This is a genomic window from Bacillus sp. NTK034, from assembly GCF_017303275.1.
In the GTDB taxonomy this organism is placed as follows: Bacteria; Bacillota; Bacilli; order Bacillales; family Cytobacillaceae; genus Cytobacillus.
Window position 1 is genome coordinate 397,348 of sequence record NZ_JAFKOJ010000004.1, and the last position, 26,175, is coordinate 423,522.

The following is a 26,175-nucleotide window of genomic DNA, read 5'->3' on the forward strand; positions in this document are numbered from 1 at the left end:
GAGGCCCCGGATGGAACTGGAACTGGTTTTGGAAATTATTGAGAATAACGGATATTTGGGGCTGTTTCTATGGCTTTGGGTAGGGGTCTTTATTTTTCCTGTGCCGAATGAATTAATCGTGATGACTGTTGGGCTTTCTGCCTCTTTAAAAACACTTCACCCTGTGCTTGCTTTCATTGTCATTTATCTTGGCATCCTGGCTGCATTGTCAACCTGTTATACAATCGGACGTTTGATTGGCCGGCCCTTGCTTAAATACTTCCATAAAAGTAAAAGGATGTCTAAAACCATTAATGCTTCTTTAAAACTAATGGAAAAGTATCATGCCTTTTCCCTCTCTTTCAGTTATTTTGTTCCGGGTATCAGAAATTTCCTCCCTTTCTTATACGGCTTCAGTAAATTGCCATTTAAAAAATTCGCTTTGTTTGCGTACAGCGGCGCACTAATATGGCTGTTTGTGACTTTCACGATTGGCTATGTATTTGGAGATCATATTGATGCCATCATCAAACATGAAAAAGAATTACTGCTTGGCCTTGCAGGCTTTGCATTGCTCCTCCTTATTTTTCGCTTTACCAGAAGAAAGCGGGGGAAGGATCAGGAAAAGCTGCATGATCAGGGGTTGGGACTTTAAAATAAAAAGGCAGCTCCCAGGCTGCCTTTTTTACTTAATACTGATTGCGGTGCTCTACCAGGTCGATGGCTCCAAGTACAATATGAGCGAGCCCGAAACCAACGATGGTATCTGATAACATGTTATTGGTTCTGCGGTTTTGTTTCATTGCATATCCAGCAGCAGTAACAGCGGTGCCGAGAACAGTTGGAATTAATCCTTCGCGAACGCGATTCATGACGGTCACCTCTTTTTTTTATGATTGTCCTGCAGGACATACATAGTTTGATCTTATATAATGAAGTATAGTATGACAACATTTTACATATGGAAAGGGGTTAGGGGAATGGAGTTGAAAGATACTTTAATCGAAACACTCGGAATGGAAATCGTGTCACTTGAAAAAGGCCGTGTAGTTGCTACTATGCCTGTTGATGAACGCACCCGCCAGCCGTTTGGCCTGCTGCATGGAGGGGCATCTGTCGCGCTTGCGGAAACTGTTGCAAGCATAGGAGCATTTGAGCTTTGTGACAAAGAAACGGAATCTGTTGCAGGGCTTGAGATCAATGCCAACCATATACGTGCTAAAAAGGATGGAATTGTGACGGCTGTCGCAACAGTGCTGCATCAGGGAAGAACCACAATGGTATGGGATATCAAAATATCGGATGAAAATAACAAGCTGATTTGCACATCCAGATGCACAATGGCCGTAATAAAAAGGAAATAAAATAAAAAAACCGCAAGAGGATTTCTTGCGGTTTTCCCATTTATAATTGTTCCTTGCTGCCTGCCTTTTTCATATGTGGTGCATCTTTTAAGTCATCCTGTACACTTTTATCCCATAGCTCTACACCAGAGTTATATGCGGCCCGGGCAATTAAATGCCCGGCTACAGGCGAAGTCATGAAGATGAATATAATTCCGAGCAGGACTCTGGAATTGAAAAAGCCATCTTTAACATAAAAGAACAGCAGGGCTCCGAGCAGTATGGACATAACCCCCAGTGTAGCGGACTTTGATGCCGCATGGTTCCTGGTATAAATATCAGGAAGCCTGATAACGCCATATGCAGCAACAAGACTTAAAAAAGCTCCCAGAATAATCAGCACAATAATGACAATATTAGCGATCTCGTTCATTTTCGATAATAACCCCCTTCTCCAGATATTTAGAGAAGGCTACGGTCCCTATAAAGGCAAGAATCCCAATCAGAAGGATAACCTCCACAAACGCACTTGTATTAAGGGCGATAGAAATCAATGCAACAATTGCAACTAGATTTATGCCAATAGCATCAAGTGCAACCACACGGTCTGGAGTGGTCGGGCCTTTAATCACTCTGTAAATCAAACCGATGGTGGCAGCCGAAATGATCAGGATGGCACTTAGAACAACAGTATTCAGCATTACCGGCTCACCTCCATGATCGCTTTTTCAAACGAGTTCCTGATTGAATCAATGGTTTCCTCTGCATCTTCAATATCAATTGCATGAATGTAAAGAATCTTATTATCCGGGGAAACGTCTACAACCAATGTCCCCGGAGTCAGTGTGATCAAATTCGAAAGCACTGTAATTTCCCAGTCCTTTTTCAGAACGGTGGGGTAGGCAAAAATGCCTGGCCGCATATCAAGCTTGGGCCTTAACAATACTTTGAGCACGCCGATGTTCGCTAAGATCAGCTCTTTGATGAAAAGAAATAAAAGATTGATTACTGCCACAACTCTTAATAGATAAAAGCGTGAATCGAAAAATCTTCTGAAAGTAAAGATGATGAGCAGGCCAAAAAGGTATCCTTTAAGGAACGCAACCGGTTCGTACGATCCTGTTAAAAACATCCACATAAATCCAAGGAACACATTTAATAATATTTGAAATGCCATACTCAATACTCCTTTAAAACTGCTTCAATATATATTTCCGGATTTGCAAGAGTTTCAGCAGCCTGTGAGATATAGGGATAAACATACTCCGAGCCGACTCCGTAGAAAACGGCAATGACAATAAGGATAACCGGGGCAATCATCATTTTGCCGACAGGTACTTTGTCTTCCCCTTCATAGGCGCGGGGGGTACCCCAAAAGCCATTAATGAAGACTTTCATGATTGAAAAGAGCACAAGAAGACTGGACATTAAGACAATTCCTGCTCCCCAGTAATGTTCTGCTTCGAATCCGCCTTTCACAATTAGAAGCTTTCCAACAAACCCGCTTAGCGGCGGTATTCCCGCAAGAGCAAGCGCTCCGATGAAGAAGGTCCATCCCAGACCAGGATAGCGCTTGATCAACCCGCTTATCTTATGCAAATTGCTTGTACCGGCTATCGCTATAACGATGCCGGCAAGTAAGAATAGAGCCGCCTTAATAATCATATCATGAATCAAATAGAAGATGGACCCGGTAAGGGAATCAGTCGTCATCGCTGATACTCCGAACAAAATTGCTCCTACAGCAATGATGATATTGTAGATGATAATCTTCTTAATATCCCAGTAGGCAATGGCTCCAATGACTCCGGCGATGATCGACATAATCGCCAAAAAGCTCAAGAGCTGATGGGTAAATCCAGTATCATGATAAAAGAACAGCGTATAGGTTCTTGTGATGGAGTAAACACCGACTTTAGTCAGCAGCGCTCCGAATAAAGCCAAAACAGGAGCAGGCGGTGCATAGTAAGAGCCCGGCATCCAGAAATATAAGGGAAAGATGGCTCCTTTCAATCCAAATACGATTAAAAATAGCACAGCAATCACTGTAATGATTCCTGGAGGGGTCCCTTGGCTGGCTTCGCTGATGCGGACGGATATATGCGCCATATTGAGCGTTCCAACAACAGAATAAAGATAGGCTACAGCTATAACAAACAGTGCGGAAGATATAACATTGACAAGTATATATTTAATGGACTCCCTAAGCTGTGCCTTTTTTCCTCCCAATACAAGCAGAACATAGGAAGCCATCAGCATAACCTCGAAAAATACGAAAAGGTTGAAGATATCTCCTGTTGTAAAGGCACCGTTTACGCCAACAATTAAAAAGTTGAAGGCAGCATAATAGTAAAATTTCTCTCTGGCTTCCCCAATGCTCCAAAATGAATAAATCAAGCATAGAAATGCTATTATACTGGTTGTCAGCACCAGCAGAGCTGACATCATGTCAGAAACAAGGGTGATTCCAAACGGAGCCTCCCAGCTTGAAACATCCAGCGTTTGTATCCCGTCAACTCGAACCTTCTGAACCAGCAAGGCAGAAAAAATGATCGCAATCACTGATGAAATGCCTGCAATCCACCTTTGCAGCATAATTCTTTTAGCGGCGAAGATGAGAAGGACACCCGTAACTAAAGGGATCAGGATGGGCAATATTAAAAAGTTAATCATTTCCTTCAGTTCCTCTCATTCGATCCATATTATCAGTGCCAAGCTCCTGGTAGGCACGGTATGCCAGTACAAGGAAAAACGCAGTGACCCCGAAGCTGATTACAATTGCCGTCAGGATAAGAGCCTGGGGAATCGGATCGGTATATGAGGGTGCGTTTTCACCCAGCAGCGGGGCAGCTCCTGTTTTTAAACCGCCCATCGTTAATATCAGCATATGTGCCCCATGACTTAAAAGCCCGGTTCCGACAATAATGCGCAGCAAGCTTTTTGACAGCATAAGATAAGTAGCTGACATGAATAAAATTCCAATTACAAAAGCCATTAATATTTCCATTATTCATCCTCCCCTATCGTTTGAATAATGGTCATCGTAACGCCAACAACAACCAGAAAAACACCCAGGTCAAACAGTGTAGCTGTGTGAAGGGAAGTGTCCCCAAGTACTGGTAAGTCAACATGTCCAAAAGCATGGGTAAGGAAAGGGACATTAAATAGCAATGCTCCCGCCCCTGTACCAATTGCAAAAAGCAGTCCAACTGCAATCATGTGAATATAATTGACAGGAAGAATCTTTGAGACCGTTTTCATGTCAAAAGCCAGCAGTAGCAGCACGATTGCCCCCGATGTCAGCAATCCGCCAACGAATCCGCCGCCCGGTGTATAGTGGCCGGCAAAAAAGATATGGACAGAGAAAAGAACAATGAGAAACAAAACTACTTTCGTAGCGGTCTGCAAAATAATATCATTTGTTTTCATTTTTCTTTCCTCCTTCCAGGCGAAGTTTAATCATAGCGAAAATTCCAAGAGCTGCAATTCCAAGAACCGTAATTTCAAACATGGTATCAAAGCCACGGAAATCAACTAGAATAACGTTTACCATGTTTTTCCCTGCTGCTTCCTTATACGTATTCTCGACGTAATATTGCGCAATGGAAGGAAACATCTTATTGCTGTGGGCAGATAGGGCAATCATCGTGACAATTGCACCCACCCCGACAGAAATAAGGGCATTCGTCATTTTAAATCTCATCCGCTCCTCATGCCGAAGCTTTGGAAGATGGTAGAAGGCAAGCAGGAATAAAGAGACAGAAATAGTCTCGATTACAAGCTGTGTTAATGCAAGGTCAGGCGCCCGGAAAATAACAAAGAACAATGAAACGGTATATCCGACTGCCCCCAGCAGAATGATGGATGTCATTCTGGATTTTACAAAAAGAATGGAAACAGATGCAGCAGCGATGACTAATGCCAGCAGAACCTCGGCATAATGGATGTCGGCCACAAATCTCGTATCGAATTTAAATGCATCTTTCAGAACCAGTGTGGTAGCCAAAACAACAATGAAAAATGAAAAAATATACACAAGATAGGTTCTGATGAATCCGTTCATATATAATCTTGTTAAGTTTAAGGAAGCTCTTTGTGATACTTCCAGCATAGAATCGTAAAAACGATTTAACGCCAATTTCTCAGGGAACCAATTATACACACTTCTCCACTTCGGCAGAGTGACAAAAAGCAGAATTCCCAATGTAATAACACCCAAAGTCATGAACAGCTCAGGGGTAAATCCATGCCAGAAATATATATGAGTATCATACAAATACCCTTCAATAGGCATGATAGCGGCCTGTGCAGGAGAGATGAGCGTGTTTGAAATAATATTAGGGAAGAAACCGATAATGATCACGAGTGAAGCCAGGATAATGGGTGATATTAGCATCCCGATTGGAGCTTCGTGCGGTTTCTTTTCTAATTGTTCAGGCTGGAACTTGCCTGTGAACGTTTTAAACACAAGAATCATGCTGTAAATGAACGTGAATACACTTGCTACCCAGGCAAGAACAGGGAACAAGAATCCCCATGTATCCAAATTGAAGATATCCATTTCCAGAACACGGACCATTCCTGTGAAGAACATTTCCTTACTTAAGAACCCATTAAAAGGCGGAAGCCCGGCCATGGAAAATGTGCCGATGATCGCCAAAGTAAAGGTAATCGGCATAAAGTTCATCAGACCGCCAAGCTTGCGGATATCACGGGTGCCGGTTTCATGGTCAACGATTCCAGCTACCATGAATAGACTTCCTTTAAAGGTGGCATGGTTGATCAAATGAAAGACAGCAGCTGTAGTGGCAACCGTATAAATACTGTCTTCTACTGCTTCGAAGTGAAGTGCCGCAGCGCCAATGCCGAGAAGGGACATGATCATCCCCAGCTGGCTGACCGTTGAGAAAGCCAGGATGGCTTTAAGGTCAGTTTGTTTGACAGCTGAGAAGGAACCCCAGAATAATGTTGTAATGCCAAATCCTGCAATGAGCCAGAGCCAGAGCGAGTGCTCCGCAAATACCGGACTCATACGTGCTACTAAATAAATGCCTGCTTTAACCATTGTTGCCGAATGAAGATATGCACTGACCGGTGTTGGAGCTTCCATGGCATCCGGCAGCCAGATGTGAAATGGAAATTGTGCAGACTTGGTAAAAGCTCCAAGCAAAATGCAAAGTAAAGCTGGAACGAATAATGCGTGTGAAAATATCTCGTCTGATTGAGCAATAATTTCGGAAATGCTGAAAGTGCCAGTCATCATATAAAGAAGTATAATGCCTCCAAGCATAGAAAGACCGCCGAAAACCGTGATGATCATCGACTTCTGTGCACCATATCTTGATTTCTCTCTGTGGTACCAATACCCGATTAGCAGGAATGAAGAAAAGCTCGTAAATTCCCAGAAAGTATAAAGCACAATCAAGTTATCCGAAAGGACAACTCCAAGCATAGCCCCCATAAATAGAAGCAAGTAAACATAGAAGGTGTTCAGTTTTTCTTTGTTTTTATCCAAGTAATAGATGGAATACAGAACAACCAATGCTCCTATTCCGGTAATCAGCAAAGCAAAAAGCAAACCAAGACCGTCTACTTTTGCCGTGAAATCGATTCCAAGAGTGGGTATCCATGAAAACGATTTTGTGACGGATTGCTGATTGGAGGTGATGGATAAATAAGAGATAAAATAACTGAATAAAAGGATTGGCAGAGGAAGTACGAACCAACCCGTATGTATCTGCCTAAACAGCTTGTACGCAATAGGCACAAGGATGGCAAGCAAAAATGGTGAAATTATTGCCAGGTGAAGCAAAGACAAAACATTACCCCCTTTAAAATTAATTGTTATTACTCAAAAAAGTATCCTAGTATGCAGCTTGATGAAGCGGCTATATGGAATCTAACAGTTCAGCATATTTGGAAAACTGTATTTTTCTTCCGCAGCATGTATAAAACTTTTTTCGCGATACGTAAAGCGCATAATAAAAGTTTTTCCACCTTCCCCCATATTATCCAGCCAGGGCAGGCAAGACAGACGTGCCATAATCATCATTACTATCCGCTCATACACCTCTGAACAAATTATAACCTAAAAATAAAGTCTGTGCATTCTTCAAACCCTTATCAGTAAAGGATTTATCCATTCTTATTAAATAGGTAGAAACACGAATTAATCAGGAAAAATTTTTTTGAAAAAATTTCACTAAAAGCAGCCTTTTTGTATAAAAAATCATTAATCTACGCACACTACTCTTAGGTGGTGTTGTACATGATTAAGCATAAAATTTCAGCAGCCATTACAATCTTTGCCCTGTTGTTTGCAGGCGCCTGGATATTGGACCACCAAACCAAAAGGGAATTCTATACTCCCTCAGACGAAGAAGAAGTGGTCGAATTATTACCGGCAAATTACAAAATGGAAGCTGAAAATAAACAAAAGATGAAGGTATTTGAACCGAGAGAATATGTGAGGATACAGACAGCTTCATAAGAAAGGCGGAAATCGCCTTGCCAGTTCCGACACCTGGAAGGGGGAAACGCTCCTCCAAAAAGCTTGGAGAAACGTTCCTTGCGAAGCCAGACAACAAGAAGAGGATGAGATATGGCTCATCCTCTCTTACTGCTGTATTAAAATTTGCTTCGGCCGCGGTTATGAAAAATCATGATGAAAAGCGGGACCGTAACGATGAAGGAAATTAAGAATAATAACATAAGTTTGGAGAAGGGCGTAATATTTTTCTCAATATTATCCGCATACAATTCAAAAAAATCCCTTATTGATTCATTGCCAAGCACATTGGATGCTGTAAGGAATTCATTTTTATCAAAATCATAGTAAAAGAAATCTTTCTTCTTAAAAATAAATAAGTCATCTCTTTTTTGTTCTAATTCCAAAAAAACAATTCCGATGTGAGATGAATACTCTTCAATTTCCTCCTCGTTTTCTGATGTTTTCGGGTCATCAGATGCAGCAACCTTTGTTACTTGCCCCTGCATGCCGTATGCATCAATGACCGAAAAGGAATCTTCGCTGTAATAATGGACTGTGCTGCGAAGATGTTCTTCAATTATGTCCTCGAACTCTTTTTCAGCAGCAGTAGCTTTCGCAGGCATAATGTACTGAACTGACAGCAAGACGGCAAACAAAAAACAGCATATTCCTTTTTTCATTTCCTGCCCCCTTCTCTCTATTAAGATTTACTAGAATATGGTTTATGTCTATGCCGGGAAACACTGAAATATACAGATGGGATATGCAGTTGTAAAAATTATGAAAATAACAGATAATAGATAGCTAGAGTAAAGAAAGCCGCATATGGATGGGGAAAAATGAAAAATACATATCTGACGAGTTATTTTCCGCTCTTGGCGATAATTTTGTTTAGTACATCTTTGGCATTAAAAACCCAGATGGAACTAGTTTATTTTCTGAAAAAATCAGGAATTTACCAGGGGATGCTGGAGTTCTTTTCAGAAGGTGGCGTAAATTTGTCACTGACGGTTCTCCTCCTGGCCATTTTTTTTATGGTGTTTGCCGCCCTGAAATTGGTTGCAGATACGATAAACGGACTTTCACTTCTATTTTTTTCAAAAGATCTGGAAGGGGAAAGTCTGACAAAGGCAAGGAAAGGTTCAGCCATCTATTTTATTGGAGGTGCCTTGTCACTTCTGAGTTTGTTCAGTTATGCCGGAATTGGCATCCTCTTTGCGGCCGCTACCTTTATTTATTTCAGTTATTTTGTTTATAAAGCCAGTTCTTCATTGACTGCAGCCGGCATCGCTGGTGTGATTTTTTTTCAGGTTATGGTCTGGTCTTCTCTTTTAACAGGTATACTCTATCTTTCTTTGAAAATATACAACAGCATCCTGGCCAGTTTGCCGATATAGTAAAAGGAGGCCGCTGTAAAGGGCCTCCTTTTAGGGTAAACCAATCATTTTAATCAGACATTATATCCTTCCAAATCAGCAGCTGGGGAGAATCCGATTCGATAGCAGCCAGACTGCCGGGCCGATCTTTTCCGACCCAGACACCTGCTGTGTACTTGCCAGTTAAGCCTACGAACCAGAAATCATAATAGCCATTAGTGGTTCCTGTTTTGCCGCCGGCATAGCCATCTGGCAGGCGTGCTTTCCGGGCTGTGCCGGATTGAACGGTCCTGGCCATTAAATCCCTCACTTTTTCTATCGTTTTTTCGCTCCAAATCTGCGTTTGTAAGTCCGCCCAGCTATAAAGCAAATTTCCTTTCAGATCAGTGACTTTACGGATGGATCTTGCCGGCCGGTAAAAACCATCATTTGCAAACACAGTATATGCTGATGTGAGCTCAAGCGGTGTCATTCCGTATGTGAAACCGCCTATAGCTGCAGACAGGGCATGATCTTTCTCTGAAACCTGTTTAAAACCAAATTTATCTAAATCACGAAAACCATTTTCAATTCCTATTTCGTCCAGCAGTCTTACTGCAGGTGTATTATACGAATAGATAAAGGCTTTTTCGAGTGTTGTCACTCCATATTTGGCACCGCCATAATTCTGGGGGCAATACCCATTTTTGCAGAAAGGTCCAGCATTCACTCGATCATGAATAGCTGCGCTGGTGTGCTCAATGTATGGTGCATAAACAAGCAGCGGCTTAATAGCGGAACCGGGCTGCCTGTATGCCTGAAAAGCTCTATTAAAGTCGTGTTTCTTATAATTCTTTCCGCCTGCAAGCGCTGTAATCTCATATGTTCCATTATCGATTACGGCTGCTGCACCTTCCACATCCTTGTAGGGGAGACGCTTATTAAGGGAATTTGCAGCCTTTTCCTGAAGGGCAGGATTCAGGGCAGTTTCAATGATTATGCCTTGTTGCATTATTTGGGATATTCTCTTTTCAAGCTGGGCGCTCAATGATGCTGTTTCCTGTTCACCTGCTTTAAGAAGCTTATCCTGATAGCCTTCTTGAACTGATATCAATTCCCGCAGCTCCGCTTCCACATATGAAATATAATCCGGATATAAATCTATTCTTTGTTTGACCTGAAGCTGAATCCGTTCACTTTTTATCGTCTCAGCTTCCTTAGAGGAAATCAGCTGTTCTTCAGTTAATTGATCAATCAGCCGCTCCTGTCTTTCTTTTGTATGGCCAAAGTGTTTCATTGGATCATATGAGGATGGATTGTTTGGGATGGCAGCCAAAAAAGCTTCTTGAGCTTTGGTCAGGTCTTTGGCGCTTTTATTAAAATAGAGCTGGGATGCAGCCTCAATTCCGTAAGCTCCATTATGGAAATAAATTGCATTAATATACAATTCCAGAATTTTTTCTTTGGATAATTTCCGCTCCAGTTCATATGCATATAGGAGTTCACTGAGTTTGCGGTTATAGGTTTGTTCATGATTCAGAAAAATATTGCGCGCCAGCTGCTGGGTAATGGTGCTGGCCCCCTGTTCAATATCATCCGATTGGATGTTGACGGCCAGGGCACGTCCAATGGCAGCAGCATCGAATCCGGCATGATAAAAAAAATGCTGGTCTTCAGCTGTGATAAATACATCCTTAAGAAAAGGGGAAATGTCACCTGACGATAGGCTGATTCTGTTTACCGGATGATATATTTCAGAGATTACCTTGCCACTGCCTGCTTTAATATAACTTGTCTGGGGCAGGCTGACTTCTTTTAATTCAAGCCTTTCATCCAGCAGCTCATGAAATCCCTGGACTTTTTGCGATTCAGCAGAGACAGCAAATACAAGTAAAGAAAAAATAGGAAGCAAAAGAATGATAATCATAAATCCAGACCAGGTACGCAAAGGAATCCGCCTCCGTTATGTTAAACTTCTATCCTATTTTTCGGCTTTTTTTCTGAGGAGTTAAGCTTTTTTAAAAGAAGGCAGACACTGCTGAAAAATTCCGGCTTAAATGCAATTTACTCAGAAAATTGAGATATTTCATGCTATAATATAAGAAATTATGTGCGTAAATTTTCAATGGAAAGCAGGTGAAGACATGGGGGAGGAACACCAATACCTATTTATTGATTTTGAATTTACCATGCCCGAGAAAGGCAGTGCATTCAGAGGGTTTTTTCCGGAAATTATCGAAGCGGGAATTGTATCAGTCATCAGCAATCAAGTTTGTGAAGAGTTCTCTTCATATGTAACTCCTGTCCGGTTTCCGAAATTGTCCGAGCGCTGCAAATCCTTTCTGCATATAACACAGGAACAGGTAGACCAGGGCATCGATTTTCTTGAACTGGTGAAAAAAATGATAGATATGAACAGGAACCGTCCATGCACGATCGTTACGTGGGGAAATATGGATATGAAGGTGCTTAGGAATAATTGCAGCCAGGCTGGAGTTGATTATCCGTTCAGAGGCAGGGAAGTGGATCTTTCGATGGAATATAAACGGTTTTTTGGGGACCAAAACCAGACAGGATTATGGAAAGCCGTTCAGGAATACGGCAAGGAAGGAACAGGAAAACATCACCGGGCTTTAGATGATGCCTTAACAACTTACAATATTTTCAGATTGGTAGAAAAAGATAAGAAATATCTGCAGAAGCCGGAACCTACTACAATTGGAGATCGGGTGGACTTCTCGAAGCTGTTTAATAAATTTGCCTGACAAGCCAAATCCATCAAAACGATTTGGCTTGTTTTCATTTTACTTAAAATAATCCTTTTCCAATGAGTCAAGATTCCTTATGCTTTGTTCTGCCCAGGGAGAAGAATCTCCTTCCAGCTCCGTTCTCAATTTATCCAAAGCTATTTGCAGCGAATCCTTATAATCCGGCATTTCTTCTTCAAATGGCTTTACCATTTGCTTAGGCACATTCGTTTGCTCTCTGTATGCAAGCGCGCGGCGCTCATGGAAAAGCATTACGTCCGCCTCCTTAGGATTATGCAAATCGCCCTGCATTGGGTGCTTTAAGACCGCCAGCACTCTCACCAGGTAATGCTGTGGCCGGACATCTGTAACTTCCCCGATATATTTGCCTGTTTTATAGATGGCTGTTACTTTGTCGCCAATCTTTACTTCTGTCAACCTAACCTCTCCCTTTCGTTTTTCTTTAGCCCTATTATGAAGCTTGAAAAAACAAAGTGCAAATTTTCAATAAATCAGGTAAGCTAAAAAATGATTAGTTTTTTCATAGGAGGATGAGAAAATGAAATGGCATTTTTTAACTCCGATTCTTTTTCTGATGCTAATCCTGTCAGCTTGCGGGACAAGCACTGAAAAAGAAGCGGACAAGGCAAATGGCTCTGATGCTGAAGAAAGCCAGACAAATAACCAGGCAAGTGAAGAAGCACCGGACAGCTTTCCGCAATTAACAGGAGAAGCCGAGGGAAATGAAAGACTAGTGGAAATGCAGACATCGAAAGGGAATATTAAAATTAAACTTTTCCCGGATCAGGCTCCCAAAGCCGTTGAAAATTTCATTAAGCATAGTGAAGATGGCTATTATGACGGCTTGATTTTTCACCGGGTCATTCAGGACTTTATGATTCAGGGCGGTGACCCCGAGGGAACCGGCATGGGCGGAGAAAGCATTTACGGTGAAGCATTTGAGGATGAATTCTCTAATGAGCTATATAATATCCGCGGAGCTTTATCCATGGCGAACTCTGGTCCCAATACTAACGGAAGCCAATTCTTTATTGTTCAGAACACAACGCTTGATCCAAGCTTGAAAGAGCAAATGGAAAAGGCCGGTTATCCGGAAGAAATTATCAAAGCTTATGAAAAAGGCGGTACACCTTGGCTTGACAATAAGCACACCGTTTTTGGACAGGTTGTTGAGGGAATGGATGTAGTCGACAGCATCGCAGCAGTTGAAACTGCCGAACAGGACAAGCCTGCGGAAGATGTGGTCATTGAAAAGATCGAGGTTTTAAAATAAGGTTTTAAACATTGGACTGTGTATTCATTGCTGATATAATAATTCGGGTGGACACTGCTTTTAGCAGAAAGGATTGATTAGGTTGTTGCAATGGTATGTACTGTCGCTGTTTCTATATTTTCCGGAAGATAAGTCAGAATATGGCCCGGCAGCTGTAACGTTTGCCATCTTTTTAGTTGCGGCCATTCTTACGATGAGATTAATTATCCGTGTATCAAAGCGCGAAGCAGCCAAAGCGAAAGAGCTTGAAGAGCGCATCGATAGGCAAAATAGACAAGGGGGGAACAGCTGAGCGCTGTTCTTCTTTTTTTGTTTATTGATTATATGATTGGGCAACACTAAAGACAAAATGTCTTGATGGAGGATTCAATCATGAGAAAAGCGCTAATGCTTGGTTTTGTTCTTCTTCTGTCCGGCTGCGGAGAAGAGAATATTACAAATACGGAAGTTGAAATGTTTAATGCTGCAGGTGATTCATTAGGAATAATTAAGGTGCAGGAACAGGCGAGCGGAGTAAAATTGAGTGGGGATCTGAGCGGACTGCCGCCGGGGGAACTCGCCATACATATCCATGAAGAAGCAAAATGCGAACCCCCTGACTTTAAATCGGCAGGAAATCATTTCAATCCTGACAATAAGGACCATGGGCTTCTTCACCCGAAAGGCTCACATGCGGGTGATCTTCCCAACCTGATTGTTGAGGATGACGGCAAGGTTAAGATTGACTTTATGGCGCCCCAGGTCACATTAAAAGAAGACAAAAATTCTTTGCTCACAAAAGAAGGGACCTCCATTGTCATCCATGAAGGGCCAGATGATGGCATGACTCAGCCGGCAGGAGATTCAGGAGAACGCATTGCTTGCGGCCGTATTTCAAAAGATAAAGAAGAAGAAGGGCAGAAAAAAGCGCAGGACGATCAATCAACAGAAGAATAAGTAATTGAAGGCTTTCCTTGAAGGGAGAGCCTTTATCACTGGGAATTTTTCCGTACGATCCGTATAATGGAGTTAAACCTTATAATGGAGGTTGGTTAAATGGGAATTTTCGATGGTTTTATCGGCAATGCATCTGAAGCGGACATTAATGAGGTTCAGGAGGAATTTGCAGCAGTCCTTGCCCCGAGTGAACAGGTTGAAAAAGCATACAGGCTCGTCCGCGATTTATTCATTTTTACAAACAAGCGCCTGATTCTGGTGGATAAGCAAGGAATCACAGGGAAAAAAATCGAGTATCATTCCATCCCATACAAAAACATCACCCACTTCAGCATTGAAACTGCAGGCAGCTTCGATCTGGAGGCCGAATTAAAAATTTGGATCTCAGGATCAGACGAACCAATAGAAAAGCATTTTAATAAAAACTTGAACATATACGAAGTGCAGAGCGTGCTTGCTGAATATGTACTATAAATCCCCTTGCTATTAAAGCCAAGGGGATTTTGCTTGTAGTCTTGGTGGAGTTTTCATAAAATTAAATTATCTTACTAGAGGATGTGAGTGATGATAAACAAACTCCGTTTCGAACCAAAGGAACTGGAAATCCTCCGCTTTCTGTCCCGCCGCCTGGAACTGCCTTTGAAAAATGAAAATCAGTATCTATAATTAGAGAAGGGCTATGCAGGCGAGCAGCATTTTGACAGGGAGCTTCAGGACTTGCCAGATTCTTGCATTATTATAAATGATCTATTGCTGGAAAACGGCAGCACCCATTTTCAAATCGATACTCTTCTTATCACCGGCGGCACCATATTTATCTTTGAAGTGAAAAACTACGAAGGGGACTATTACATAGAAAATGAAAGATGGTATTCCCTGCTATCCAGAACAGAAATAAAAAACCCCCTCCTCCAGCTGCAAAGAAGCGAAACCCTTTTACGGGGCCTCCTTAAAGAATTCGGCTACCATCTTCCCATCAAATCACATCTGATCTTCATTAATCCCGGCTTTCAGCTTTATCAAGCTCCTATCAATATTCCTGCAGTATTTCCTTCGCAGCTTAAACGATTCCTGGAGAAATTAAAAAATATCCCTAATGCGGTTAAATCGAGAAACCCGAAGCTGGCAGAGCAGTTAAATGCCCGCTGCTTGAAGGAGAATCCCTATGTGTGGATTCCAGAATTTACATATGGCCAATTGAGGAAAGGGATTATATGCAGTACGTGTACTTCGTTTTTAGCCCCCTTCACTCAAGGTTACTTAAAATGCGGGGAATGTGGTTTGAAAGAAAAAGTGGACAATGCGGTACTTCGCTGTGTGAAAGAATTTAGGGTTTTGTTTCCTGATAGGAAAATTACTACAAATGCAATAGTGGATTGGTGCGGTGGTATTGGTTCTGGGAAAGTGGTCAGAGGATACTGGGGAGAAATTATGAGAAAAAGGGGAGGGGGAAAGCTTCTTATTACCAAGCATGCCAAATGGAAGAAAAAATGAATGGAGGTCAGATAGATTAATAGTAGCAAGGGAATTGGGAAAAGAAGGATTAACGCCGAAAATAGGAGAGAGGAGAGAAAATGGTAGTTAATCGGATGGATTAATGCCGAAAATAGGAGAGGGGAGAGAAAAATGGTAGTTAATCGGATGGATTAACGCCGAAAATAGAAGAGGGGAAAGAAAAATGGTAGTTAATCGGATGGATTAACGCCGAAAATAGGAGAGGGAAAGAAAAATGGCAGTTAATCAGCAGTATTTGCGACGAAAAAAAGAGAAACAAGAGAGTATGGTAATTAATAAAAACCGCGATATCCCAGCACACAAAAAAAGCACGGCTCAGCCGTGCCTCCGCAAACACTATTACGCAAAAGCTCTTTTCAGCCTCTCCAGCCCTTCCGCCAATACTTCATGCGGGCAGGCAATATTCATCCGGACGAAGCCTTCACCGCCGGGACCGTATTTCGGCCCTGGTTCCAGGGCGAGTTTCCCTTTTTCCAAAAGGCTTTGGCGCAGTTCGGCATCAGTTAATCCCAATCCGCGGCAATCAAGCCATAGAAGATAGGTGCCATCCGGCTCCATCAGGCGAATACCTGGGAGGTGTTCCCCAATAAACTCCGCAGCAGTTCTTTTATTCTCAGCCAAATAATCCATTAGACCATCGAGCCATTCTTCACCATGGCGGTAAGCTGCTTCCATGCCGATAATTCCAAAGGCGGATAGCGTGAAGAATCCTTGCTTGTGCTGTTCTGCCTGAAAAGCCTTCCGCCGCTTCTCATTGCTTATAATGGCAGCTGAAGCTTGAATCCCTGCAAGGTTCCAGGTTTTTGTCGGAGCTATGCAGGTGATTGTGAGGTCTGCAAATCGCGGATCCAGTGAAGCAATGGAATAATGCTTATGCCCTTTATAGATTAAATCAGAATGGATCTCGTCAGAAAGAATAAGGCAATCATATTTAACACATAGCTCCCCTATTTTCCTCAGTTCCTCTTCTGTCCACATTCGGCCGCCCGGATTGTGCGGATTGCAGAGAAGGAATAGCTTCACGCCCTCTTTCAATTTGTTTTCAAAATCGGCAAAATCAATCTCGTACCGGCCATTCTCGAGTTTCAATTGAGAATTAACGACAGTGCGCCCATTCTGTTTAATCATCTCAAAGAATGGAGTATATACCGGAGACTGCAGCAATACTTTATCCTCTTTTTCAGTAAAAGCCTGGATGGCAGTTGCGATGGAGGGAACCACTCCCGTGCTGTATAGAATCCACTCATTTTCGATTTTCCAGCCATGCCGCTTGTTAAGCCACTGTCCGATAGATTCTGCAGTAGAATCCGGTGCATACGTATATCCGTAGACCCCATGAGCCATTCTGTCTTCAATCGCCTGCTTTACTTCTTCAGGAGGCTGAAAGTCCATGTCTGCTACCCACATAGGCAGTACATCGGATCTGCCAAAAACCTCCCTGGTCCGATCCCACTTAACAGAAGCTGTATTTTCTCTGCTGATTTTTTGATGGAAATTAAAACGATTCAATCCTGTCACCGCCTTAAGAATTCTTTTATGTACCCTGACTCTATGATATGATATTGATGCTAAAAATTAAAATATGCGGCTCAATCGGCCGAATAATAAAAAGGTGATATACATGGAAATTCAGCAAACGAATCTTTTGCTTGTCTACACCCTGGATCAGTGGGATCCATTTGGAGTGGGGCCGGGTAATTATGATACTGAAATTGCGGATTCAGTCCAGGCAGTCCATGATTTAAATGATTTAATGAAATTGGCCAGGAAGATTCAATCCATTTATGAATTTTCGTTTGAGGAAATCATTCCTTTGGAAAAATGCAAAGAAATCTCAGGGCGTCTTCTGGAAATCAAGAATAATGGCTCCTGTGCTATATAAGATAAAAAACGGCAGCTCTCAGACGTTGGGGCTGCCATTTTTTATTGACAATACTATACTCCCTATACACTCTCCTGTACCCGAACGGTATTCATAAAACTCCTGATGTGCTTCAGAACATCTTCCGGCCGTTCTTCCGGCACTAGATGCCCGGTATCTTTTAAAACCACCAGCTTGGAATTTTTCAAATCCTTATTCAAACGTTTGCCGATATGAAGCGGGACGACTCTGTCCTGTTCTCCCCAAATTAAAAGACAAGGTGTTTCTATTTTCTTCAATGCAGAGGCAGGCATATCGCCTTCTCTGTCGCGGATCATCCTTGTTAATGCCCGGAAAATATCGTCCTCTAAGAATGGCGACAAATATCCGTAAAGCATTTCATCATCTATCATGGAATGATCGTAGACAACATTTTTTAAATTTTGCTTTACCCCTGAGCGCTGAAGATATAATTTAACATACAGATGAAAGAAAGGTATGTAGCTTGAAAAAATGACATGCGGCTTCATTCGCTTCATATATCCGGAACTGCACAGCAATATTGCCTGGTCTACGAGTTCAGGCTTGGAGTGTGCGACATTTAAAACAATCTGGCCTCCCATGGAATGCCCTACTAAAGTAACTTTTTCAAATCCCAGCTTTTCTGATAAGCGGATAACCGTGTCCGCCAGGTTTTTGTATGAGTAGATGAACTGCTGGGATTTCCCGCTTTTGCCGAAGGGCGGCAAATCCATTGATACCACATTGAATTCCGTTTGCAGCAGAGGAATCAGCCTCCGATAGCTAAAGGTGGATGACAGAAAACCATGCAGCAGAACCAGAGTATTCATGGAGGACTCATGCTGGTAGTATTCATAATAAACATCTGTTCCATTAATTGGCTCTGTTCCTGAAAAAGTCGCTTGTATCATTGGCCTTCCCCTCCTGGTCCCAGTTTTACTTTATTTTCCCCTTAAACTTAATCTTGACACATATGATTTTAAAGAAATTAATAAATAATGAAAGTGACACATTTATTTTCCGAAGTTTTTGCTATAATGTAACTATTTTATAGAGTAAATCACTAAAGAATGGGAGCGACAAAGGTGAAATTAACTGAAAAGCAAATAGAGGTTTTGGAAATTTTAGAAAACAACAGTGCGCGAATCCCTGTGGAAGACATTGCAAAAATGGCTGAATTAAGTAAAGCGGAAACTGAAACTATTTTAGATAAACTCGAGGAAATGAAAGTGCTTGTTCGTTATAATTCCGTTATTGACTGGTCGAAAGTCGACGGTCATGAAGGAGTTACCGCTATGATTGATGTGAAGGTCGCTCCAAAGCGCGGGGTGGGATTTGATGAAGTTGCACAGAGAATTTACCGTTTTAAAGAAGTAAGGTCTGTCTATTTAATGTCCGGTGCCTATGATCTTTCTGTCATCATCGAAGGGCGTTCCATGAATGAGGTTGCCCGATTTGTATCAGAAAAGCTGTCGACTCTCGATTCTGTCTTATCGACAACCACACATTTTATTCTAAAAAAATATAAGCATGACGGCACTATTTTTGAACAAAGTGAAGACGACAAACGAATTGTGGTGTCACCGTAATGAATGGAACTAAGTCTTATTTATCCAAAACGGTAGAAGAGCTGAAGCCCTCCGGGATTCGCCGCTTTTTTGATCTTGCTGCAGGAATGGAAGGAGTCATTTCCCTTGGTGTGGGGGAACCTGATTTCATTACACCCTGGTCAGTGCGTGAAGCAGCCATCCTATCCCTTGAGCAGGGATATACCTCCTATACGGCTAATGCAGGGTTAATGGAGCTTCGGGAGGAAATTGCAGGCTATATGCAGAAAAGCTTCAGAGTTTCTTATTCTCCCCAGAGTGAAATAATTGTGACGGTGGGAGCGAGTCAAGCGCTGGACATAGCTCTTAGGGCAATCCTCGATCCGGGTGATGAAGTCATTGCTGTAGAACCAAGCTTTGTATCCTATGTGCCATTAGTGTCTCTTGCGGGCGGTGTGCCTGTTCAGGTCCAAACTTTAAAAGAGAATGGGTTTAAGATTCTGCCTGAGCAGCTGGAAAATGTAATCACTGACCGGACTAAAGCCATTATACTTTGTTCACCCAATAATCCGACCGGAACAATGTTAAGTGGAAGTGAACTGGAGGCCATCGCCCAAGTAGCTGAAAAGTACGATTTGCTGGTTCTTTCTGATGAAATTTATGCGGAGCTTGCTTATGATGGAGAGTATACGAGTTTTGCCACAATCAGCGGAATGAAAAAAAGAACCATCCTGATCTCGGGATTTTCAAAGGGGTTTGCCATGACAGGCTGGAGATTGGGATTTGTCTGCGCTCCTGAGACGATCTGCCAGGCAATGCTGAAAATTCACCAGTATGCGATGATGTGTGCGCCTACGATGGCTCAGTTTGCCGCTCTGGAAGCCTTGAAAACTGGCAGATCAGATGTCGAGGATATGAAAAAGAGCTATAAGCGCAGGCGGAATTATTTCGTTCAGTCCCTAAATGAGCTGGGTTTAACATGTCATGTGCCGGGCGGAGCTTTTTATGCTTTCCCATCTATTGATAGTACGGGACTTTCTTCTGAAGAATTTGCAGAAAAGCTGCTGCTGGAGGAAAAGGTGGCGGTGGTCCCAGGCAATATTTTTGGCGAAAGCGGGGAAGGCCATGTACGCTGCTCTTATGCCACTTCCATGGAACTTCTGCAAGAAGCAATTAAGAGAATTGGCCATTTCTTAAAGCGAAACCAAAAGGCATAAAAAAAGGACAATCCACAACAGATTGTCAACTTCAAAAAGGGGGGAATACTAGAAAGCCTTACACTACAAGGCTAACCAGTATTCCTTTTTTATATACTCCCTTTTATAAAACTTTTTGATTATATTTGATTTCAAATAGCATTTGCATGACACGGAGGAAATCCTCCTCGCTGAATTCCTTTGCTTTGCGCAAGATGAGCTTAGCTTTTTTGGTGCCAATTTCACGCACAAGCTGTTCGATTTCATAATCGATACCTGACTGTCCCTTTTGAAGTTCCTGTTCAAGGAGCTCAGAAGCTGGAATATCGAGGGCGGTTGAGATTTTTAAAACAGTCTGGGTATCAGGAACCTGGTCTCCATTTTCATATTTTGCAATTGTCCCCGTTCCAACTCTCACTTTCAAAGCGAGCTGCTGCTGGGTTATATTTGCCCGTTCACGGTAAGCTTTAATGTTATGGCCGATATTTGACATATCCATCACTCCCACTGTCAATTTCTTCAAGCTTTATTTTATCACTAGAAACCTAAGATCCATTCTTTACTTCATGAACATTTCGTTAACAAACAAAAAAAGATGTCTGCATATTGTTTGCGGATTGATTTATTATAATGAATGGCTGTCAGAATTATTTATGGTATAAAATGGATGTGAATGGCATTAAAATCATTTTTGATATTTTTGTGAAGTTATGATATAATTTTTTATTGCGTATAAAGAGATAAAATTTGAATTTAAATAGGAGTGTTTTCATGTCTGAGAAAATCGAAGTAGGCAGTGTTATTACAGGAAAGGTAACAGGTATTCAGCCATATGGTGCGTTTGTGGCATTAGATGAGAATACACAGGGATTAGTCCACATTTCCGAAGTGACTCATGGTTTCGTTAAAGATATCAATGAGCATCTTAAAGTGGGCGATGAAGTAAAGGTGAAGGTGCTATCTGTTGACGAAGAAGCAGGTAAAATTGGTTTATCAATCCGTGCAACAGAAGAAGCTCCACAAGCAGAAGCGAAAGCTAGAAAGCCTCGCAAGCGCCAGGCAGCTCCAATCAAAATGGAAGACGAATCTGCACAGGGATTCAACACACTTAAGGATAAGCTTCAAGAGTGGATTGACCAGTCCCAGCGCGAGGATCTTATTAAGAAGTAATAAAATGGATAAACCGGGTTTCCTGCCCGGTTTTTTATTTTTATTCAGATGCAAAAATTATTTGCTTGTTCGTGCAAAATGAGCGAGCGCTCGACAAATTCTTTTGCACCCATAGTTACATAAAACAGAAGAAATATCTATTTTTTAAGATAAATAGTCTGAAAAATGTTGGAATTTTATATCTTGGCATTAATCTTGCAATAGTTAAACCAATTGCAACTTTTAAAGGAGGAACATACATGCAAGAAACAGGAAAGACAATCCCTTTCTGGTTTTCAGTGCTGCCGCTGCTGGTGATGATTGCTGCCATGATTATTACAATTGTTAAGTTTGAGGGAAGCCCTCATGTGCCTTTAATTACCGGAACAATTGTATCCGCTTTCATCGCCTGGCGCTTTGGCTATAAGTGGAACAATATTGAGGAAGGCTTCTATAAAGGCATTAAGTTAGCGCTCCCGGCTATTTTGATTATTATAATGGTCGGTTTGACAATTGGCTCATGGATTGGCGGGGGAATTGTAGCGACTATGGTTTTTTACGGATTAAAGCTGATGACGCCATCCATGTTTTTAGTCTCCATTTGTATTATCTGTGCCATTGTCACTCTGGCAATCGGAAGCTCATGGTCTACAATGGGAACGATTGGCGTCGCCGGAATGGGAATTGGGATCAGCATGGGCATCCCGGCTCCGATGGTGGCAGGTGCTATCATCTCAGGCGCCTATTTCGGAGATAAAATGTCACCGCTGTCCGACACGACTAATTTGGCTGCGGGAATCACAGGCACAGATCTTTTTGAGCATATAAAACATATGTTTTACACAACCCTTCCGGCGCTGGCCATTGCCATTATTGCTTATTGGTTTTTGGGAAGGCAATTTGGCGGGGATGATTTGAATAGTGATAAAATTACTGGTGTCATGAATGTTTTATCAGAGAATTTCGTCATCTCCCCTTGGCTTTTACTGGTGCCTGTAATTGTTATAGGGTTAGTGGCAAAAAAGGTGCCTGCACTTCCAGCGCTTGCGGTTGGTGTCTTCCTTGGCTGGCTATGCCATATTTTTGTCCAGGGCAGTGCTGTGGGGGATGCCGTCAACACTCTACAGGGCGGCTTTTCGATTGAATCAGGAAACACAATGGTGGACGAGCTTTTCAATAGAGGCGGCATTGACGATATGATGTACACCGTGTCCCTTACGATTGTGGCGATGGCCTTCGGCGGAGTTATGGAGCAGACAGGCATGCTAAAAGCCATTGTTGAACAGATACTGAAATTGGCCCGTTCGGCAAGAAGCTTAGTAGCAACTACCGTGCTATCTGCCTTCTTTACAAATGTGGCGGCTGCAGAGCAGTATATTTCCATTCTGCTCCCGGGAAGAATGTACACACAGGCATTTAAGGATAAAAATCTGCAATCCAAAAACCTTTCGAGGGCACTTGAAGATGGCGGTACGGTCACTTCTGTTTTTGTTCCATGGAATACTTGTGCGGTATTTATTATGTCAACATTGGCCGTTCATCCCTTTGAATATGCCCCTTACGCGATTTTAAATTTCACTGTGCCGATCCTGGCTATTATCTTTGCCATGCTTGGCTACAAAATTACTTTCATGAGTGATCAGGAACGAAAAGAAATGGAAGAAAAAGATCAAATAGCGTCATAAGGCTCCGACCTTCGGAGTCTTTTGTTTTTTGAGGAAGTGATAGGGTAAAGTAAACGGGAGCTCTGTTGAGATTTTTGAATAGGGACTTTAAGTTAGTCAAAGAATACATTTTGTTGAAAGGAGAGATAGTTATGGCAGAACAGACACTTTACGAAAAAGCAGGCGGCGGAGAAGCCATTGAAAAAGTGGTTGATTATTTTTATGAGGAACTGGTATTAAAGGATCCGACTGTCAATCAGTTTTTTGAACATACGGACATGGTTAAGCAAAAACGTCATCAATCCAAGTTTATCAGCTATGCATTAGGCGGTCCTAATCAATATTCAGGCAATTCCATGGCGAAAGCACATGAAGGTATGAACCTGCAGCCCGAACACTTTAACGCGATTGCCAAGCATCTGCATGATGCGCTTGCCCGCTTTGGAGTGAGTGAGAGGGATATCGACGAAGCTTTGACCCGCGTTGCAGCGCTTAGGGACGATATTCTATACAAATAAGCTCCCTGGGGGGAGCTTTTCGTTTTTTATCTGCAGAAATTAGAATATAACTGCGGAAAATATTTTTTTATCCGCTAAAATTAGATTTTAATCTCGAAAATCTAGTTTTATCTGCGAAACTATTATTTTAATCTCAAGCAGCATCAATCAGCTGTTTCTTTCCTGACTCCGTATTTTCTTAGCCGGTATTGCAGGTTTTGCCGGCTCATGCCAAGGGATTTTGCGGACTGGGTTATATTATTGCCATGGTGTTTAAGGACTTTCTTTAGATAGTAGGTTTCAGCTTCCTGTATATATTGTTCGAGTGTTTTAATAGGCTTGTTTTTCTGTATAAGCAAATCCTCCAAATGACCGGTTTCGTTCGATTCCACCTTGAATTGAGGCTTATTTCGGAAGTGAAGAGGCAAATGCACATAGCTGATCGCTTCTTCCTGATCAATCAGATTCATGGCCCCTTCGATAATATGCTCCAGTTCCCGTACATTGCCCGGCCAATCGTATTGCTCAAATTTGCTCATTACTTCTTCATCGATTTCCGCTACATTCATACCAAATAGCTGATTGTATTTTTCTATGAAAAATTGTGCAAGGTCCCGGATATCCTTTCTTCTCTCGCGCAGAGGGGGAATGAAGAGGGAAACAACACTTAGCCTGTAATATAAATCTTTTCTCATACGGTCTTCTGAGATAGCATCAATCGGGTCTTCGTTAATGGTTGCTATAATTCTTACATCTACTGCCCGGTCTTTAGTATCACCGATCCTTCTGATCGTTTTTTCCTGCAAAACTCTCAAAAGCTTTGCCTGCAGGGATGGATTAAGTGAATTGATTTCATCCAGCAGCAAAGTCCCGCCATTTGCCTGTTCAAACAATCCTGGCCTTTCAATGGAGCCTGTAAAAGCTCCTTTTTTTGTACCAAATAAAAGACCCTCTATCAGACTGTCCGGAAGAGCAGCGCAATTTTGGGAGATAAATGGTTTTGAAGAGCGGCTGCTGCCATTATGGATGCTTTGGGCAAAGAGCTCTTTCCCTGTGCCGGTCTCCCCGATAATCAGGACAGAAGAACTTGTCCGGGTTGCTCTTTTGCTCGCTTCAATCACTTCATGGATTTCGTCGCTGCTGCCAATAATACTATCGAAAGTATAGCGGGTGTCTCCGCGTTTATTCATATTTTCTCTGATCAGCTTTTCAAGCTTGGTGACATCACGTGCGATTTCCATGGCGCCAATCTGTTCACCATCTTCCATAATTGGGAAAGTATTATTGATCGTGGTGATTTCCTGTCCCTTATTGTTAAAATAGGTTTGTTTGGCATTTTTAATTTTGCTGCCATTTTTGAGCGCCTGAAGCAAGGTGCTGTCTTCATCTTGGTTGAAAGAAAATACATCCAGCAGATTTTTATCCAATACATCTTCATAATCCATGCCTTCTATTTGGGCCATTTTTTTATTGTAGAATGTTGTTCTTCCTTCCTCATTCACTACATGGACACCAACATCAATTTCATCTAATATCCGCTGAAAGAACTTGCTTTTCAATTGGAGCTGTTCAATTTCCCTTTGATTCATTGTGATCTCCTTCACTCGGCAGTTTATTCAATAGTATATACTAATTCGAATATATGCAATGAAAATTTGCACCAATAACTATTAGTGATTTAAAAAGGGCAAAAATATTTTGCCTTCAGCTTATGAAAATACTTATTTATCAGCTTTTTATATTTGGCACAGTTCTTGCATAATAAAATGGTGGATAAAAAACGAATTTATTAAAGGGGGATGGCATCATGGTACAGCCGTACAAACATGAACCTTTCACAAATTTTAAAACAGAAGAAAACCGTGAAGCATACTTACTGGGATTAAAAACAGTCGAAAGCTATTTAGGACAGGACTATGACTTATTAATAGGCGGGGAAAGAATCTCCACTGATGAAAAAATCTTATCCATCAATCCTTCTAATAAAGAAGAAGTAGTTGGCCGTGTTTCAAAGGCAAACCGCGAGCTTGCGGAAAAAGCGATGCAGGCTGCTGTTGAAGCATTCAAAACATGGAGAAAAGTGAAGCCGGAAACACGCGCAGATGTTTTATTCAAAGCTGCTGCGATCATCCGCCGCCGCAAGCATGAGTTTTCTGCCCTTTTAACAAAGGAAGCAGGGAAGCCTTGGAACGAGGCAGATGCTGATACTGCGGAAGCCATTGACTTCCTTGAGTACTATGCACGTCAAATCTTAACAATCAAAGACGGTGTTCCAGTCAACAGCCGTCCGAACGAATATAACCGTTATGACTATATTCCATTGGGAGTGGGGATCATCATTTCTCCTTGGAACTTCCCGCTTGCGATCATGGCCGGTACAACTGTTGCAGCGATCGTGGCTGGAAACACAGTTCTATTAAAACCAGCTTCTACAACACCTGTTGTGGCTGCGAAATTTGTTGAAGTGATGGAAGAAGCAGGCCTTCCGAAGGGCGTTCTGAACTTCGTACCGGGCAGCGGTGCAGAAGTGGGCGACTATTTGGTTGACCATAAAGACACTCGTTTCATCTCCTTCACTGGC

General features: G+C 42.1%; 33 protein-coding genes. 17 read left to right on the forward strand and 16 right to left on the reverse strand.

The window, feature by feature from the left end:
* Positions 1-10: 10 nt before the first annotated feature.
* A complete protein-coding gene (locus JI665_RS14905) occupies positions 11-634 on the forward strand; it encodes a DedA family protein (RefSeq protein WP_206840357.1) in 624 nt (207 codons plus the stop codon).
* Positions 635-668: 34 nt separating this feature from the next.
* Here JI665_RS14905 and JI665_RS14910 read toward each other — a convergent pair whose 3' ends face one another.
* Complete coding sequence (locus tag JI665_RS14910; RefSeq protein WP_009331661.1) at positions 669-851, reverse strand: hypothetical protein; 183 nt, start codon at positions 849-851, stop codon at positions 669-671.
* Between the two features lie 108 nt (positions 852-959).
* On the opposite strand from JI665_RS14910, the gene JI665_RS14915 reads away from it, so the two are divergent.
* Positions 960-1,343 carry a hotdog fold thioesterase gene (locus JI665_RS14915; protein WP_206840359.1) on the forward strand — a complete coding sequence of 128 codons (384 nt, stop codon included), beginning with the start codon at positions 960-962 and terminating at the stop codon, positions 1,341-1,343.
* 40 nt (positions 1,344-1,383) lie between these two features.
* Here the strand turns inward: JI665_RS14915 and mnhG are convergent, their stop codons facing one another.
* From mnhG to JI665_RS14955, 8 genes are all read right to left on the reverse strand, one after another.
* Complete coding sequence (gene mnhG / locus JI665_RS14920; RefSeq protein ID WP_206840361.1) at positions 1,384-1,755, reverse strand: monovalent cation/H(+) antiporter subunit G; 372 nt, start codon at positions 1,753-1,755, stop codon at positions 1,384-1,386.
* Entirely contained in the window at positions 1,739-2,023 is a 285-nt protein-coding gene (locus JI665_RS14925) for a Na(+)/H(+) antiporter subunit F1 (RefSeq protein WP_035332019.1), read from the reverse strand. The genes mnhG and JI665_RS14925 overlap by 17 nt, the downstream gene beginning before the upstream one ends.
* Entirely contained in the window at positions 2,023-2,499 is a 477-nt protein-coding gene (locus JI665_RS14930; protein ID WP_206840363.1) for a Na+/H+ antiporter subunit E, read from the reverse strand. Before JI665_RS14930 ends, JI665_RS14925 begins: the two co-directional genes overlap by 1 nt.
* Positions 2,500-2,501: 2 nt before the next feature.
* A complete protein-coding gene (locus JI665_RS14935; RefSeq protein WP_206840365.1) occupies positions 2,502-3,995 on the reverse strand; it encodes a Na+/H+ antiporter subunit D in 1,494 nt (497 codons plus the stop codon).
* Entirely contained in the window at positions 3,988-4,329 is a 342-nt protein-coding gene (locus JI665_RS14940) for a Na(+)/H(+) antiporter subunit C (protein ID WP_206840367.1), read from the reverse strand. The genes JI665_RS14935 and JI665_RS14940 overlap by 8 nt, the downstream gene beginning before the upstream one ends.
* The gene (locus JI665_RS14945; protein ID WP_206840368.1) at positions 4,329-4,751 is read right to left on the reverse strand and encodes a Na(+)/H(+) antiporter subunit B; all 423 of its coding nucleotides are present in this window, start codon (positions 4,749-4,751) and stop codon (positions 4,329-4,331) included. The genes JI665_RS14940 and JI665_RS14945 overlap by 1 nt, the downstream gene beginning before the upstream one ends.
* On the reverse strand, positions 4,738-7,140 hold the full coding sequence (locus tag JI665_RS14950) for a Na+/H+ antiporter subunit A (protein ID WP_206840371.1): 2,403 nt from the start codon (positions 7,138-7,140) through the stop codon (positions 4,738-4,740). Before JI665_RS14950 ends, JI665_RS14945 begins: the two co-directional genes overlap by 14 nt.
* An 81-nt stretch (positions 7,141-7,221) precedes the next feature.
* Positions 7,222-7,374: a hypothetical protein gene (locus JI665_RS14955; RefSeq protein ID WP_206840373.1), complete on the reverse strand. Its 153-nt coding sequence runs from the start codon at positions 7,372-7,374 to the stop codon at positions 7,222-7,224.
* Between the two features lie 216 nt (positions 7,375-7,590).
* On the opposite strand from JI665_RS14955, the gene JI665_RS14960 reads away from it, so the two are divergent.
* On the forward strand, positions 7,591-7,812 hold the full coding sequence (locus JI665_RS14960) for a hypothetical protein (protein WP_206840375.1): 222 nt from the start codon (positions 7,591-7,593) through the stop codon (positions 7,810-7,812).
* Between the two features lie 137 nt (positions 7,813-7,949).
* Here JI665_RS14960 and JI665_RS14965 read toward each other — a convergent pair whose 3' ends face one another.
* Positions 7,950-8,492, reverse strand: coding sequence for a hypothetical protein (locus JI665_RS14965; RefSeq protein WP_206840376.1), 543 nt, complete (start codon positions 8,490-8,492; stop codon positions 7,950-7,952).
* A 159-nt stretch (positions 8,493-8,651) separates the two neighbouring features.
* Here JI665_RS14965 and JI665_RS14970 point away from each other — a divergent pair, with 159 nt between their 5' ends.
* Complete coding sequence (locus JI665_RS14970; protein ID WP_206840378.1) at positions 8,652-9,209, forward strand: DUF5366 family protein; 558 nt, start codon at positions 8,652-8,654, stop codon at positions 9,207-9,209.
* Positions 9,210-9,258: 49 nt separating this feature from the next.
* On the opposite strand, the gene JI665_RS14975 is transcribed toward JI665_RS14970, so the two are convergent.
* Complete coding sequence (locus JI665_RS14975) at positions 9,259-11,115, reverse strand: transglycosylase domain-containing protein (RefSeq protein ID WP_206840380.1); 1,857 nt, start codon at positions 11,113-11,115, stop codon at positions 9,259-9,261.
* Between the two features lie 196 nt (positions 11,116-11,311).
* Between JI665_RS14975 and kapD the strand changes: the two genes are divergently transcribed.
* Positions 11,312-11,932, forward strand: coding sequence for a 3'-5' exonuclease KapD (kapD, locus tag JI665_RS14980; protein WP_206840381.1), 621 nt, complete (start codon positions 11,312-11,314; stop codon positions 11,930-11,932).
* 39 nt (positions 11,933-11,971) lie between these two features.
* Here the strand turns inward: kapD and JI665_RS14985 are convergent, their stop codons facing one another.
* Positions 11,972-12,352, reverse strand: coding sequence for a kinase-associated lipoprotein B (locus JI665_RS14985; protein ID WP_206840384.1), 381 nt, complete (start codon positions 12,350-12,352; stop codon positions 11,972-11,974).
* Between the two features lie 121 nt (positions 12,353-12,473).
* Between JI665_RS14985 and JI665_RS14990 the strand changes: the two genes are divergently transcribed.
* The 5 genes from JI665_RS14990 to JI665_RS15010 all read left to right on the forward strand — a co-directional run bounded on the left by JI665_RS14990 (position 12,474) and on the right by JI665_RS15010 (position 15,638).
* Entirely contained in the window at positions 12,474-13,208 is a 735-nt protein-coding gene (locus JI665_RS14990) for a peptidylprolyl isomerase (RefSeq protein ID WP_280516095.1), read from the forward strand.
* Positions 13,209-13,290: 82 nt separating this feature from the next.
* A complete protein-coding gene (locus tag JI665_RS14995) occupies positions 13,291-13,500 on the forward strand; it encodes a hypothetical protein (RefSeq protein WP_009331645.1) in 210 nt (69 codons plus the stop codon).
* Between the two features lie 80 nt (positions 13,501-13,580).
* Entirely contained in the window at positions 13,581-14,144 is a 564-nt protein-coding gene (locus tag JI665_RS15000; protein WP_206840386.1) for a superoxide dismutase family protein, read from the forward strand.
* Between the two features lie 99 nt (positions 14,145-14,243).
* Complete coding sequence (locus JI665_RS15005) at positions 14,244-14,618, forward strand: PH domain-containing protein (protein ID WP_206840387.1); 375 nt, start codon at positions 14,244-14,246, stop codon at positions 14,616-14,618.
* Between the two features lie 243 nt (positions 14,619-14,861).
* Positions 14,862-15,638, forward strand: a complete 777-nt coding sequence (locus tag JI665_RS15010) for a nuclease-related domain-containing protein (protein ID WP_244671204.1) — start codon at positions 14,862-14,864, stop codon at positions 15,636-15,638.
* A 360-nt stretch (positions 15,639-15,998) separates the two neighbouring features.
* Here JI665_RS15010 and JI665_RS15015 read toward each other — a convergent pair whose 3' ends face one another.
* Entirely contained in the window at positions 15,999-17,168 is a 1,170-nt protein-coding gene (locus JI665_RS15015) for a MalY/PatB family protein (protein ID WP_206840390.1), read from the reverse strand.
* A gap of 112 nt (positions 17,169-17,280) precedes the next feature.
* On the opposite strand from JI665_RS15015, the gene JI665_RS15020 reads away from it, so the two are divergent.
* Positions 17,281-17,541: a DUF1871 family protein gene (locus tag JI665_RS15020; protein WP_009331640.1), complete on the forward strand. Its 261-nt coding sequence runs from the start codon at positions 17,281-17,283 to the stop codon at positions 17,539-17,541.
* A gap of 62 nt (positions 17,542-17,603) precedes the next feature.
* On the opposite strand, the gene JI665_RS15025 is transcribed toward JI665_RS15020, so the two are convergent.
* Entirely contained in the window at positions 17,604-18,452 is an 849-nt protein-coding gene (locus JI665_RS15025) for an alpha/beta fold hydrolase (protein WP_206840392.1), read from the reverse strand.
* A gap of 174 nt (positions 18,453-18,626) precedes the next feature.
* On the opposite strand from JI665_RS15025, the gene JI665_RS15030 reads away from it, so the two are divergent.
* Complete coding sequence (locus tag JI665_RS15030; protein ID WP_206840393.1) at positions 18,627-19,130, forward strand: Lrp/AsnC family transcriptional regulator; 504 nt, start codon at positions 18,627-18,629, stop codon at positions 19,128-19,130.
* Complete coding sequence (locus tag JI665_RS15035) at positions 19,130-20,305, forward strand: aminotransferase (RefSeq protein WP_206840395.1); 1,176 nt, start codon at positions 19,130-19,132, stop codon at positions 20,303-20,305. The genes JI665_RS15030 and JI665_RS15035 overlap by 1 nt, the downstream gene beginning before the upstream one ends.
* A 103-nt stretch (positions 20,306-20,408) precedes the next feature.
* Here the strand turns inward: JI665_RS15035 and JI665_RS15040 are convergent, their stop codons facing one another.
* The gene (locus JI665_RS15040; protein ID WP_206840397.1) at positions 20,409-20,777 is read right to left on the reverse strand and encodes a helix-turn-helix domain-containing protein; all 369 of its coding nucleotides are present in this window, start codon (positions 20,775-20,777) and stop codon (positions 20,409-20,411) included.
* A gap of 278 nt (positions 20,778-21,055) precedes the next feature.
* On the opposite strand from JI665_RS15040, the gene yugI reads away from it, so the two are divergent.
* From yugI to JI665_RS15055, 3 genes are all read left to right on the forward strand, one after another.
* A complete protein-coding gene (gene yugI / locus JI665_RS15045; protein WP_009331635.1) occupies positions 21,056-21,454 on the forward strand; it encodes a S1 domain-containing post-transcriptional regulator GSP13 in 399 nt (132 codons plus the stop codon).
* A 239-nt stretch (positions 21,455-21,693) separates the two neighbouring features.
* Complete coding sequence (gene nhaC, locus JI665_RS15050) at positions 21,694-23,118, forward strand: Na+/H+ antiporter NhaC (protein WP_206840399.1); 1,425 nt, start codon at positions 21,694-21,696, stop codon at positions 23,116-23,118.
* Positions 23,119-23,249: 131 nt separating this feature from the next.
* On the forward strand, positions 23,250-23,615 hold the full coding sequence (locus JI665_RS15055; RefSeq protein WP_206840401.1) for a group I truncated hemoglobin: 366 nt from the start codon (positions 23,250-23,252) through the stop codon (positions 23,613-23,615).
* 143 nt (positions 23,616-23,758) lie between these two features.
* On the opposite strand, the gene JI665_RS15060 is transcribed toward JI665_RS15055, so the two are convergent.
* A complete protein-coding gene (locus JI665_RS15060; RefSeq protein ID WP_206840403.1) occupies positions 23,759-25,183 on the reverse strand; it encodes a sigma-54 interaction domain-containing protein in 1,425 nt (474 codons plus the stop codon).
* A 218-nt stretch (positions 25,184-25,401) separates the two neighbouring features.
* Between JI665_RS15060 and JI665_RS15065 the strand changes: the two genes are divergently transcribed.
* On the forward strand, positions 25,402-26,175 hold a 774-nt coding region (locus JI665_RS15065), incomplete at its 3' end, for an aldehyde dehydrogenase family protein (RefSeq protein ID WP_206840405.1).

Coding starts and splice junctions, on each gene's coding strand:
- JI665_RS14905 (WP_206840357.1), top strand. CDS start 11: ATGGAACTGGAACTGGTTTTGGAAATTATTGAGAATAACGGATATTTG.
- JI665_RS14910 (WP_009331661.1), bottom strand. CDS start 851: ATGAATCGCGTTCGCGAAGGATTAATTCCAACTGTTCTCGGCACCGCT.
- JI665_RS14915 (WP_206840359.1), top strand. CDS start 960: ATGGAGTTGAAAGATACTTTAATCGAAACACTCGGAATGGAAATCGTG.
- mnhG (WP_206840361.1), bottom strand. CDS start 1,755: ATGAACGAGATCGCTAATATTGTCATTATTGTGCTGATTATTCTGGGA.
- JI665_RS14925 (WP_035332019.1), bottom strand. CDS start 2,023: ATGCTGAATACTGTTGTTCTAAGTGCCATCCTGATCATTTCGGCTGCC.
- JI665_RS14930 (WP_206840363.1), bottom strand. CDS start 2,499: ATGGCATTTCAAATATTATTAAATGTGTTCCTTGGATTTATGTGGATG.
- JI665_RS14935 (WP_206840365.1), bottom strand. CDS start 3,995: ATGATTAACTTTTTAATATTGCCCATCCTGATCCCTTTAGTTACGGGT.
- JI665_RS14940 (WP_206840367.1), bottom strand. CDS start 4,329: ATGGAAATATTAATGGCTTTTGTAATTGGAATTTTATTCATGTCAGCT.
- JI665_RS14945 (WP_206840368.1), bottom strand. CDS start 4,751: ATGAAAACAAATGATATTATTTTGCAGACCGCTACGAAAGTAGTTTTG.
- JI665_RS14955 (WP_206840373.1), bottom strand. CDS start 7,374: ATGATGATTATGGCACGTCTGTCTTGCCTGCCCTGGCTGGATAATATG.
- JI665_RS14960 (WP_206840375.1), top strand. CDS start 7,591: ATGATTAAGCATAAAATTTCAGCAGCCATTACAATCTTTGCCCTGTTG.
- JI665_RS14965 (WP_206840376.1), bottom strand. CDS start 8,492: ATGAAAAAAGGAATATGCTGTTTTTTGTTTGCCGTCTTGCTGTCAGTT.
- JI665_RS14970 (WP_206840378.1), top strand. CDS start 8,652: ATGAAAAATACATATCTGACGAGTTATTTTCCGCTCTTGGCGATAATT.
- kapD (WP_206840381.1), top strand. CDS start 11,312: ATGGGGGAGGAACACCAATACCTATTTATTGATTTTGAATTTACCATG.
- JI665_RS14990 (WP_280516095.1), top strand. CDS start 12,474: ATGAAATGGCATTTTTTAACTCCGATTCTTTTTCTGATGCTAATCCTG.
- JI665_RS15000 (WP_206840386.1), top strand. CDS start 13,581: ATGAGAAAAGCGCTAATGCTTGGTTTTGTTCTTCTTCTGTCCGGCTGC.
- JI665_RS15005 (WP_206840387.1), top strand. CDS start 14,244: ATGGGAATTTTCGATGGTTTTATCGGCAATGCATCTGAAGCGGACATT.
- JI665_RS15020 (WP_009331640.1), top strand. CDS start 17,281: ATGGAAATTCAGCAAACGAATCTTTTGCTTGTCTACACCCTGGATCAG.
- JI665_RS15025 (WP_206840392.1), bottom strand. CDS start 18,452: ATGATACAAGCGACTTTTTCAGGAACAGAGCCAATTAATGGAACAGAT.
- JI665_RS15035 (WP_206840395.1), top strand. CDS start 19,130: ATGAATGGAACTAAGTCTTATTTATCCAAAACGGTAGAAGAGCTGAAG.
- JI665_RS15040 (WP_206840397.1), bottom strand. CDS start 20,777: ATGTCAAATATCGGCCATAACATTAAAGCTTACCGTGAACGGGCAAAT.
- yugI (WP_009331635.1), top strand. CDS start 21,056: ATGTCTGAGAAAATCGAAGTAGGCAGTGTTATTACAGGAAAGGTAACA.
- nhaC (WP_206840399.1), top strand. CDS start 21,694: ATGCAAGAAACAGGAAAGACAATCCCTTTCTGGTTTTCAGTGCTGCCG.
- JI665_RS15055 (WP_206840401.1), top strand. CDS start 23,250: ATGGCAGAACAGACACTTTACGAAAAAGCAGGCGGCGGAGAAGCCATT.
- JI665_RS15060 (WP_206840403.1), bottom strand. CDS start 25,183: ATGAATCAAAGGGAAATTGAACAGCTCCAATTGAAAAGCAAGTTCTTT.